Annotated in this window: 6 protein-coding genes; 4 read left to right on the top strand and 2 right to left on the bottom strand. The window is 62.9% G+C overall.

Annotated features, from left to right (window positions below; all coding sequences use genetic code 11):
* Nucleotides 1-906: 906 nt before the first annotated feature.
* Genes IEZ17_RS40750 through IEZ17_RS40735 form a run of 4 tightly spaced genes read left to right on the top strand, consistent with a single transcriptional unit; the run spans nucleotide 907 to nucleotide 6714 of the window.
* Nucleotides 907-2091, top strand: a complete 1185-nt coding sequence (locus tag IEZ17_RS40750; protein ID WP_229853112.1) for a DNA cytosine methyltransferase — start codon at nucleotides 907-909, stop codon at nucleotides 2089-2091.
* Nucleotides 2088-4445 (top strand): ATP-binding protein, encoded by a 2358-nt coding sequence (locus IEZ17_RS40745; RefSeq protein ID WP_189308683.1) that lies wholly within the window; start codon nucleotides 2088-2090, stop codon nucleotides 4443-4445. Before IEZ17_RS40750 ends, IEZ17_RS40745 begins: the two co-directional genes overlap by 4 nt.
* A complete protein-coding gene (locus IEZ17_RS40740) occupies nucleotides 4442-6094 on the top strand; it encodes a helicase-related protein (protein ID WP_189308682.1) in 1653 nt (550 codons plus the stop codon). Before IEZ17_RS40745 ends, IEZ17_RS40740 begins: the two co-directional genes overlap by 4 nt.
* On the top strand, nucleotides 6094-6714 hold the full coding sequence (locus tag IEZ17_RS40735) for a hypothetical protein (RefSeq protein WP_189308681.1): 621 nt from the start codon (nucleotides 6094-6096) through the stop codon (nucleotides 6712-6714). The genes IEZ17_RS40740 and IEZ17_RS40735 overlap by 1 nt, the downstream gene beginning before the upstream one ends.
* On the opposite strand, the gene IEZ17_RS40730 is transcribed toward IEZ17_RS40735, so the two are convergent.
* A complete protein-coding gene (locus IEZ17_RS40730) occupies nucleotides 6665-7078 on the bottom strand; it encodes a very short patch repair endonuclease (RefSeq protein ID WP_189308684.1) in 414 nt (137 codons plus the stop codon). The two genes, IEZ17_RS40735 and IEZ17_RS40730, sit on opposite strands and share 50 nt — an antisense overlap.
* A gap of 781 nt (nucleotides 7079-7859) precedes the next feature.
* The gene (locus IEZ17_RS40725) at nucleotides 7860-8807 is read right to left on the bottom strand and encodes a Shedu immune nuclease family protein (protein WP_189308680.1); all 948 of its coding nucleotides are present in this window, start codon (nucleotides 8805-8807) and stop codon (nucleotides 7860-7862) included.
* Nucleotides 8808-9062 lie beyond the last annotated feature (255 nt).

Here is a 9062-nt window from a genome sequence, read left to right as displayed (position 1 = left end):
GTATCTCTGCCATCGAACTTCCTCATAGCGGACATCTCCACACTACGAGGGGAGGCACACGATGAGTGCGTGCGCTCAAACGGCTCCGGAGGGCCTTGCGGGCTCCGACGTTCACGCAGTTCACGGGTCTATAAGCGACAGACGGCGCGCTCTCCGTCCACGTTTGGTCCACGAGCCGTCTGTACTCCGCGGAGCGGAAGGGCACCGAAGTCAGCAGCGCAGAGTGCGGTTCCGCCGAAGCATTGGCCGACCCATGGTGTTCGCTGAGTCTGAGCATCCAGTAGTCCAGCGCACGCGCACTAGCGGCCATATCCTGCCCGTTCGAGTCTGTCGCACGAACGGTTGACATCTGAACTGGTCTTCCCTGTCGAGCGGGTGGGAAGCAGGTCGCTGCGTCCAAGCGCTATCCGGAGGCACTTCATGCGGAACGCGAGGCCCCTGGCCCAGAGGTGACTGCCGGGCAGGCTTTCCAGCGTCATCCGTGCCGCACGGCTGCCCGCGATGCTCAGCGAAGGTGTGCAGATGGGCACCGCCGACGCTGTGCGTCAGAGGTTGGCTGTTCCCCTGCGCGGCACGCTGAACTACGCCGCGGGCAACATGCTCGCGAGGTCGTCGACTTGCTCGCACCGGGCGCGGCAGATGTCGGCCAGGGTGGTGAAAGTCCAAGGGGGGCGCGAGGGCGACCGCGCGCATCGAGTCGCCAGCTAACTCGGTGACGTCGCCTCAACCGTGGCTCCAAGCGGTCACAGTCCGAAAGGCGATCAGGAGACTCGCAAGTCCTGGCGAGGTCGTCGGACCGTGCGGCATCATGATATTCGGACTAAAGCTATGGTTGGAAAGAAGTGCATGTCTGAGACTGCGGTCGTTCCTGCGAGCGTTACTGTTCGCCACCCCTCCCTCTTATTGATGAGGAACACGTCCGCCCGGCTCGCGAGCGTGGAGTTATTCGCTGGCGCTGGCGGGCTCGCGCTGGGTTGCCAGGAGGCTGGCTTCGACCCGCTGGCGACCCTGGAGTTAGACAAGTGGGCCTGTGACACGGTGCGACAGAACCAGGCCCGGGGGAACGAGCTCGTCGCGAACTGGCACGTCGAGGAGGGCGACGTGCGGGACTTCAACTGGTCTCGCATCACCGACGAGGTGGATCTCGTCGCCGCCGGCCCGCCGTGCCAGCCGTTCTCCATTGGTGGCCGCGGCAAGGCGGACGACGATGAACGTGACATGTTCCCGGCCACGGCGGAGGCGATCGCACACCTGAGGCCCCGCGCGTTCATCATCGAGAACGTGAGGGGTCTGGCGCGCCCGAGGTTCGCCGATTATTTCCAGTACATCCAGGCCAGGCTCTCGCTGCCCCTCCTCGCCGCGAAGCCCGATGAACTGTGGGGGGATCACCTGCGGCGGCTCCGGGCAGCGGGCAAGGACGTCAGCAACCAAGAGTTGGCCTATCGGGTCATCCCCGCCTTCGCTAACGCAGCGGACTACGGCGTGCCGCAGCAGCGCCAGCGCGTCTTCCTGGTCGGTTTCCGAAACGATCTAGACGTGACCTGGGAATTCCCGCGTGTCACACACTCAAGGCGCGCGCTTCTGCATGCTCAGTGGATAACTGGCGAGTACTGGCAGGAACATGAAGTGCCGAAGACGAAACGCCCAGAACGGCCTAACGTCCCTATACCTGCGGAACTGCGGCCGGACGAGGTCCAAGCTCGCTGGCGCACCGTACGCGACGCGCTGGCCGGTCTTCCCGAGCCAACGCTGACAGGTACTAGGGGAGTTCTCAATCACGTCCTTCAACCGGGAGCTCGCTCCTACCCTGGTCACACCGGGAGTCCGATGGACTGGCCAGCGAAGACGCTGAAAGCAGGGCATCACGGGGTCCCCGGCGGCGAGAACATGCTGCGTGAGGCGGATGGCTCCATCCGCTACTTCACGGTCAGGGAAAGCGCCCGCTTGCAGACCTTCCCGGACGACTACGAGCTGCATGGCCCTTGGGGCAAGGCGATGCGCCAGCTCGGCAACGCGGTCCCAGTCGAGTTGGCGCGGGTCGTGGCCGACAGCGTCCACGCCGCCCTGCGCGCGGAGGGATCCGAAGCATGACGGAGACGGAGACGCGACCCGGCACCCTCAATTTGACGCCTTCCCCCCGGATCTTGGAGATGATCGCGGAGGTTGACCTCCAACTTCACCAGTGCCTTTGCGAGTTGATCGACAACTGTCTCGACGAACTCGTCGAGGCCACCCGTGTCGATGAAACGTTGGAACCTCGAATAGACATCACCTTGCCCACGGCGAGCAAGGTGAGCCGGGGTGCCAAGGTCGTCGTGAGCGACAACGGCCGGGGAATGTCCCAGGCGGAGTTGCGGTACGCCCTGAGCGCCGGCACGTCGGGTAAGCAACGGTTCGGCAGCCTCGGCCTGTTCGGCATGGGCTTCAACATCGCCACGGCCCGCCTTGGCACGGTGACGGAGGTCCGTACGGGACGACGTGGCGACGACCAATGGATCACCGCCACCATCGACCTTAGGGAGATGCAGCGGCTGTCGTCGTACGAAGTGCCTCTTCGCTACGAGCGGAAGGATCTCGACGAGCACGGCACTCTCGTCTCGGTGACGAACCTCCGCGAAGACGTGGTCGTGAAGTTGAAGTCGGCGAGTTCGATCCGGGAGGTCAGCAAGAACCTAGGGCGGATCTACACTTACATGCTGCGTGATCCCGACGGCCCTCATTCGGGCGCGCGGCTGATGGGCGGTTTGAACCAGCGCCTGTACGTCAACGCTCGCCAGGTGCCCCCTCTCGTGCCGTGCATCTGGGACCCGACCCGGTCGGTCACGTACAAGGCTGCGGAAGCGCTTGCTGCGGAAGTAATCCACGTTCCACTCACCAACGCCTTCGCCTGTATGAACTGCGGGCGTTGGTACACCTCAAGGTATGACCAGTGCGTTGATTGTGAGAGCACTGATATCCAGGAGCGAGAGCGCCGGATCGTGGGGTGGCTGGGCGTGCAGAGGTTCGCCGATAAGTCCGACTTCGGTCTGACGTTCCTTCGGAGCGGGCGCGCGATTACAACCAGGGACAGGTCCTTGTTCGACTGGGAGGGACCAGACGGAGACACCGAGCTGGAGTATCCGATCGAACTCGGTATGGGCCGCATCGTCGGCGAGATCCATCTCGACCACGCACCGGTCAACGTCCGTAAGACCAATTTCGACACGTCGTCGCCGGAGTGGCGGTACATGGTCGAGAAGGTGCGAGGCGACCTGCCCTTGCGTCCACAGCTCGCCAAGCGCCTGTTCAATCGTGAGAACGACTCTCCGATGAGTCGGTTCTTCAACGCCTTCCGGGAGAACAAACCGGGTCTCCGGTACCTCATGCCGGGCAACGGCAGCACCGCCATCCACAATGAGGCGAAGAGATGGGCACAGAAGTTCCGCGGCGGGGATCCGGAGTATCAGACCGACGAGAAATGGTACGAGGCCGCGGCCGATCATGATCGGGTCAAGAATGGACCACCGCCGGAGCCGGCACCGCCCTCCGACGAGGATGACTGGCTCAAGGGGGAGGGGCTTGGACATCTGAGGACGGGGGCGTCCGACGGCCACTCACCGTCCCCAGATCAGAAGCAGCCGGAGCCAGCCGCAGAGACACGGCCGGAGACCGAAGAGCAACGCTTCGCGAGGTACAGGGAGCACGCGACGCTGCTTCCCGACACTGACCGCGAAGTTCGCCTTGGTACCGCTCAGGCGATCCTTCGCGTCTACGTCACCTCTGGAGTCGAACTGCTCAAGGACGGCCAGAGGCAGCCAGCCGTGGTTCGGATCGTAGCTGGCGAGGTAGAGATCTACGTGGACTCCGATACCACGCTGATCGCGCGGTACGGGTGGTCCCCACTGAACGTCGCGCTAGTTTGCGCGGCATCGCAGTTGAAGAGCGTGTACTCCGTATCAGGCTCCATCGACGGGTTGGTGACCTCGATCCTTGAGCAGTTCCCGGACCGGCGGGTGGACTCCAGCGCGGTGCGTAGTCGCGCGGAGATGCTGCTGGAGGGCTTGCGAGATCGGCTCGCCGACCTCACCTCGAAGGACGCGGCCACGTTTTGGTCCGCCCTGTCCGGTCAGTCGAAGCGGGCCGCCGAGTCGTACGCCATCGCGGTGGCACCGGACGTCGATTGGAAGGCAGCGGTGGAGAACGGCGAGTTCGCGCGCTACCTGGGAGTCGAGGGTGTCCTCGACCTTGTTACGAGCGGTCCCGAACTGGTACTGGACGGCGGGTTGTTCCGCACCACTTACGCTGCGCTCGGCGAGGAGACGCAGGCGGACCAAGTGGCCCGTGTTAGTGCCTTCCTCACCGACCTTAAGCGGATGGTGACGGGCCCACCCCTGCAGAACACATTGGAACTGTCCCGCCTGCTCCTCACCGCGGACCTACTGGACGCGGAGATCGTCCAGGCATGAATAGATCATTCCTAGAGCCAGCCTTCCTTGTTGAGGAAGGCCCTAAGGGCTTCACGCGCCAGCTGGAGCGGTTGCTCGGCCTGATCTCGTTCACGGATGTGGTCAACATCGATGGTCCCGGGGATAAAGGTGCTGACCTCCTTGGCCGACTCAACGGTGAGGATTGGATCTTCCAGTCGAAATGGAAGAAGTCGGGCAATGTGGATCGCGATGCCGTGGACGAAACCCACGCGGCGATGCGGCATTACGCGATCCACCGAGCGGTGGTGGTCACCAATCGACTGTTCACCCAGAAGGCCAAGGAGCGGGCGGACGCGCTGAGGGAAGTCGGAGTCAACGTGACCCTCTGGGACGGCCGACGGCTGGCGACGATCTACGATCGCGCTCCGGAGCGTGTCACACCGTTCGACCTCCATCCCTATCAGGACCGCGCCGTGGAAGCGGCCTGGGCCGCCCTAGAGGACACCGGCGAGGCACTCATCTACCTCGCTACGGGCCTCGGCAAGACGGTCGTCGCCGGCAGGTTGCTGCGACGATTCCTCCTCGCCAACCCAGGAGCCAAGGTACTGGTCACCGCGCACATGATCGACCTCGTGGAGCAACTCGAACGGGCGATGTGGCGGGACGTCCCTAAGGAGGTACCGACCCGTCTGCTGCACGGCGATTCGAAACCTGATTCCCTGCCAGGCGTCACCTTCGGCGTATCGAACACAGCACGTGACTACATCCAAACGGGCTACGCCCCCGAGCTGGTGATCGTGGACGAGGCACACCACGTGGGGGAGACCGGGAACTACGCCACCATGATGGGTCTGCTGCCCAAGGCCAAACGGATGGGTGTGACGGCCACGCCCTGGCGAGGCGACCGGTACGACATTGAGCGGACCTTCGGCGAACCAGTCGAGCGGGTGTCCATCTCGGAGGGCATGAGACTGGGCTACCTCGCGGACGTGAAGTACCGCGTGTTCGCCGACAACATTGACTGGGACTTCGTCCGCCACGCCTCCGAGTACGGCTACTCCATCAAGGACCTGAACAAGCGCCTCTTCATCCCCGAGCGGGACGAGTCGGTTCGGGGACACCTTGAGAAGGTCTGGGACCAGACCACGAACCCGCGGGCCATCGTCTTCTGCCAGACGATCGAGCACGCCGAGCGGATGCGCGACCTGCTCGCCCGACGGCCCGGCTGGGAGCGGGCCCAGACGCTGCACGCCAGGCTGAAGACACGGGAGCGACGGGCACGACTGCTCAACTTCCGTGCAGGAGAAGTGCCCATCCTCGTCGCCGTGGACATCCTCAACGAGGGCGTCGACGTGCCCGACGTCAACATTCTCTGCTTCGCCAGGGTGACCCACAGTCGACGTATCTTCGTGCAGCAGCTTGGCCGCGGACTCCGTCTTCGCAAGGGAAAGACCCACGTGGAGGTACTGGACTTCGTCAGCGACATCCGACGGTTGGCCGAGGTATACGACATGCGAGAACAGGTGTCCGAGGGCGAGATCGAGCAGGTATCAGTCGGACGGAACCAGTTCGAGTTCGAGGACCTGAGGGTGAAGGGGCTTCTGGACCAATGGATGGCCGACGTGGGTGACCTCGGCGGAGCCGACGACAGCGTCCGTTTGGAGTTCCCGCCCGTCGAGGGGGGCTGATGGCGACCCTTCCGGAACCGATCCGCTTGGAGATCTTCGCGGAGCTAGCCCGCCATTTCGACGCCATGCGGTGGGAGGAGGTCTCTGCGCCAGCAGCGACGGAGATGTACGACCGGTTCGTCAAGGATCCCAAGATCGGCGGGCGACTCGCTAGGTTCATGCCCACGGAGAAGATACGCCCGTGGATCAAGGACGGACCGGCGAAGCAGTACCGTCGGGCGCTCGAAGGTGTCGGGCCGATGGCTCAGATGACGACACGCGAGTACCCCGGTCCGCAGTCGGTCGTTCGGCTCGCCATGGGCTCGGGATGGACCCTGCGCGCGCAGACACTCGACGTGAAACCGATGCGTTGCCTCGCCGATGGACCCGATGGTGAGTCGGCCTTCATCACCTGGGGCCCGATGAGCGGCCTGCAGGGCATGGTCTGGCACGCCTGCCTACGCCGGGCGGAGTCCGAGTCGCAATTGATCACCATCGCCGTCACCAAGCCCAACACCGCACCGCTGCCCGACGACGATTGGCACCTCGCGCTCTCGCTAGCCACCATCTTGAGAGCACGATGCGAGCAGGTCACCTACACGGTCTCTCGGAAGGCGACCGCCGGCTCACGGACCGTTTGATCACTTCGTCCTCGACCTTGTCGGCTACCTCGACAGGGTCAGCGTGCTCCCAAAAACGAAGTACGGTCCATCCCGCCAACGTGAACGCCCTGGTGGAGTCCTGATCACGGCGTTGATTCTCAGCGATCTTGGCCGCCCAAAACTCCCTCCGATCCCCCTTTGCCGGCCGAAAGTGCTCCGGACAGCCATGCCAGAAGCACCCGTCGATCAGGACAGCGACTCTCTGTCTTGTGAAGGCAATGTCGACCGTCCGCTTCAATGTGGACACGGGCTTGAAGTTCACCCGGTACCGGAGACCGCGCCGATGCAACTCCCGACGCACTTTCATCTCGGGTGCGGTGTCGCGCCCTCGGATTCGGGACATACGCGCACTGACGACCGGGTCGACACCCGCAGACATCAGACCCCTTCACCCAAACTCTTGGACTCCAGCGGCGACCTCGAGAGTCCACACGTCCGTCAAGACGCCGACGAGATCCACCAGAACGAAGTCCGCGAAGAGGTCGACAGCCGAGACCCACCAGCCGCCGGTCGTATGTGGCGAAGTGAGGAACCCGTCGTCAGGCTAACACCGACTTCAGCCCCTCCCCCGGCACGGAAGTCCAGCCTGCGGGCACTGAACCGCTCCGGGGCTGGTGGAGGTGGTCTGCGCGCCGCCGCACCCTCGGTCGGTCGCTTCCGGCCGGAAGGTTGCCAAGGTGGCCAGGCTCCTGAACATCAGCGAGCAGACCAACTTCAGCTCAGTCCTCTTGGCCCGGCCTGGCGATTACGACACTTCCGTCCAGACTGCAGCGCGACATCAGCCGAGGTCTGACGGGCCGGCTCCACTTGCAACCTCATGCACCCATGATGCGATGGCTTCGGGGAGCACCGCTTTAGGAGTTCGATCGGGCTCTGCGCTGGCTGGCATCGCTCGCAGAAACGACGGCCGGACGAGGATGCTGGGGTACGTCTCCGCCCGGCCTCGTTGATGTCAGCCCTGGATGTCAGAGACCTTCTGATCCGTAGCCCTATGCAGACCAGTCAGCAACGTGCATAGACACTGCTACAGGATCCCTGCTGCACGCTGGCGAACGTGATCGGCTGTGCTGCAGTTGCGGCACCCCCTGTTGTTAAGCGCTGAACGCAGGGTGGTGAGCAAGCCTTCAATCGCGCAGAATATTCACCAGCATTTGGATCCCGCCAAACAGCTCGTCGTAGGTCATGATCTTGAGATCCCTGAAAGAGGAGCGGTATAGCTCGAATGACCTACGCCCATCCTCACCCATCTCCTCCTTTTCTAGGTCGCCGATAATCACTACCCCCATTGGCTGAGTCGCCCTGAGGCCTGGCGTTTCGAATGCAAGTGCAGGAAGATTTGTAATCAAGCCGTGCCGGTACTCCAGCGCCTGCACGGTCGACCCTGCTAGTTCACGCGACGGCGCATAGACATTACCCCTGTATTTCTGAGGCGCTAGCAATTTCGTCGTGGGCGTTTTTATCTCTACGATGGCAACGTTTCCGCTGTGCTGGGCCAGGAAATCCAGTACGTTGCCGCCGGTGTTCGCGACAGATTTCCCTCCCACGTAGCACTTGCTACTTAGTGTGTAGGCTCGCCCTTCAAGCGCGAGAGAGAACGCTTCGGGATGATCAGAGAAAAGCTGCTGCCAATACTCTTCGTCACCAGTTGCCCGTTTCTGATTCCAAACCTCCAGCAGATCGGCGAGTCGGTTTGATGTGGTACGTTTCTGTTCGGTTGATAGTGCACGCTGCACTCGCTCATAGTGCACGCCGCGAATTTTTATAAGTTCTTCTGCGGTGAATATTTCGGGATTCTTATCTACGAGACGGTGGTGCGTCGGGCACAGGATGATGATGTTGTCGGCTGAGTCCCCTCCAGCTCTCGTCAGAGAGTGCGAATATCTAGGGCCACCTGCCACCATTGACGATATGTACGCAATTTCCAGCAGGGGGACGCCGTTGTCCAGCATCACCGGTGGACACTCGGGGAAGGCGCATCTGTTCGCGGACCGTCCGAACGCGATCTTGATCACGGATGCGGGGATGGGTCTGCGCCTTCGGCTGACGAAGACGAGATCGTCGGGGCTGTCCATCTCTCGATCCTGCCGCAGCTTAGCTGCGGTAGCTGGCACTTCGTCAGAGTTGGCGCAGGTCTATCGCAGATACTGCACGCACCGTCGACGGCCCGCACAGGTCCACGCGGCCGGTGGAGCGGCTTTGGGCTGGAGCTGCTTTGGGGCGAGTGATCATGGCCCCGTAAGCTTCCGGCGCGTCGGGCGGTCTGTGAACCTGTGCCTCCCCTCGTAGTGTGGAGATGTCCGCTATGAGGAAGTTCGATGGCAGAGATA

Source organism: Streptomyces albospinus (assembly GCF_014648695.1).
Lineage (GTDB): Bacteria > Actinomycetota > Actinomycetes > Streptomycetales > Streptomycetaceae > Streptomyces > Streptomyces albospinus.
This window is presented reverse-complemented; position numbering and strand designations above follow the sequence as displayed.